This is a genomic window from Streptomyces phytophilus, assembly GCF_013870535.1.
GTDB lineage: Bacteria > Actinomycetota > Actinomycetes > Streptomycetales > Streptomycetaceae > Streptomyces > Streptomyces phytophilus.
Genome location: NZ_JACBXC010001233.1, coordinates 1 through 1,765 on the forward strand (window position 1 = coordinate 1; position 1,765 = coordinate 1,765).

Sequence of the window (1,765 nt, forward strand, 5' to 3'; positions counted from 1 at the left end):
CCCGGCGGAGCCGGCCGGCTCGCCCGAGCCCGCCCCCGCCGTCTCAGCCGCGTTCCCGGCCACCGGACTCACCGCCCTCCACCAGCTCGGCCGCGGGCAGCAGCCCGCGCAGCGTGCGGAGCGCCTTGGCGGACTGGCTCTTGACCGTGCCCGTCGCGCAGCCGAGGGTCGCCGCGGTGTCCTCGACGCTCAGGTCCTCGAAGTAGCGCAGCACGACCACCGCGCGCTGCCGCGGCGGGAGGCGCCGTATCGCGGCGGCGAGCGACTGCTCCAGGTCCACCCGGGCGAAGGCGTCCGACGGCGCGGCCGTGTCGGGCAGTTCGCCGTGCGGCACCTCGCCCCACCAGTGGCGGCGCCACCAGGAGATGTTGGTGTGCACCATGGCCGTACGGACGTACGCCTCGGGGCTGCCGTCCGCTATCTGCTCCCACTTCGGCCACACCTTGGCCAGCACGGTCTGCAGCAGGTCCTCGGCGAGCTGGGCGTCCCCGGTGAGCAGCCAGGCGACGCGGAGCAGCCGCGGCCCGCGGGCCGCCACGAACTCCTCGAATCCCGGCGGCTGCGCCCCGCCCCGCCTCAGCATCCTGCGCCTGCCATCCGGTCCCCACTTCACGTCGCACACTGGTCGAACGCGATGAGGTCCGCGCCGGGTTGCCTCGCCTCGGCTACGTGCCTTCCGTCACTGCCGCTCGCCGCACGGCCACTTGCTGCATAGCCACCTGCTGCGCGGCCCCTTGCCGCACGGCGCTACTGGCCCACCCGGCCGTCGACGCACTCGCGCAGCAGGTCCGCATGGCCGCAGTGCCGCGCGTACTCCTCGACGCGGTGCACCCACAGCTCGCGCAGCGAGGTGCCGTCCTTGGGCAGCCGGGTGCCGAGGTCGGTGTACGCGGCCAGCACGGCGTCGCACTCGGCCTGCTCGCGCGCGAGGTCGGCGAAGGCCGCGTCGACGAGGGCCTGGTCGGCGGCGGCGCCGTGGAAGTCGGCGTCGCGCTCGCCGTAGATCTTGGGGGCGGGGTTCTCCGGCACGACCCAGTTGCGCCAGTCCCGCTCCACCTCGGCGAGGTGCCGTATGAGCCCGAGCAGCGACATGGTCGACGGCGGCACGGAACGGCGCGCCAGCTGCTCGGCGGTCAGCCCTTCGCACTTCATCTTCAGCGTGAGCCGGTAGTTGACCAGGAAGTCCTGCAGCGTGGCCAGCTCACCGTCGGGACTGGAGTCGTTGTTGCGCGGATCCTTGTCGGGGTCCGCCCACATGTCGGGATAGACGCTGGCCTCGGTCCACCGCGCGGGTGCTTCGTCGTCACTCACCGTACACACGATGCTGATCGACGGCCGGACACGCAAGCGAATATCGGCGTGCGCGCGGCGGCGGCGGGCCGTCAGGCCGGTGTGTCGTAGACGAGGCTGTAGCGCCAGAACAGCCGGCGGCGTATCCGCGCGCCCGGCAGTTCCGCGGCCGCGGCGTTCCGGATCTCGGCCAGGGTCTCCCCGGGCTCGGTGGTGGGCGCGGTCATGTGCACGGGTGCGGTGGCCGCGCGGGCCGGGTGCTTGGCCAGCCCGACGAGCGGGTTCGCGAGCGCGGCCGGGAGGGCGGCGGCGATGTCGGCGGCCCCGGACTCGCGGTAGCACCCGACGACGATCAGCCGCCCGCCCGGCACCAGGCAGTTGCGCAACTCGCGCAGGGTGGGCACCAGCGGCATGTGGTGCAGTACGGCGACGAGCGTGACGGCGTCCCACTGCCGACCCGGTTCGCGGCCGGCGA

The 1,765-nt window shown here is 73.8% G+C and carries 2 protein-coding genes and 1 pseudogene; all 3 read right to left on the minus strand.

All coding sequences use genetic code 11. The features are described 5' to 3' along the window. Positions 1–43 precede the first annotated feature (43 nt). On the minus strand, positions 44–583 hold the full coding sequence (locus tag H5J30_RS31130) for a SigE family RNA polymerase sigma factor (protein ID WP_181790864.1): 540 nt from the start codon (positions 581–583) through the stop codon (positions 44–46). A gap of 164 nt (positions 584–747) precedes the next feature. Next, on the minus strand, positions 748–1,311 hold the full coding sequence (locus H5J30_RS31135; RefSeq protein WP_181790866.1) for a DinB family protein: 564 nt from the start codon (positions 1,309–1,311) through the stop codon (positions 748–750). Between the two features lie 71 nt (positions 1,312–1,382). Beyond that, positions 1,383–1,765: pseudogene (locus H5J30_RS31140) on the minus strand (SAM-dependent methyltransferase); the annotation flags it as partial.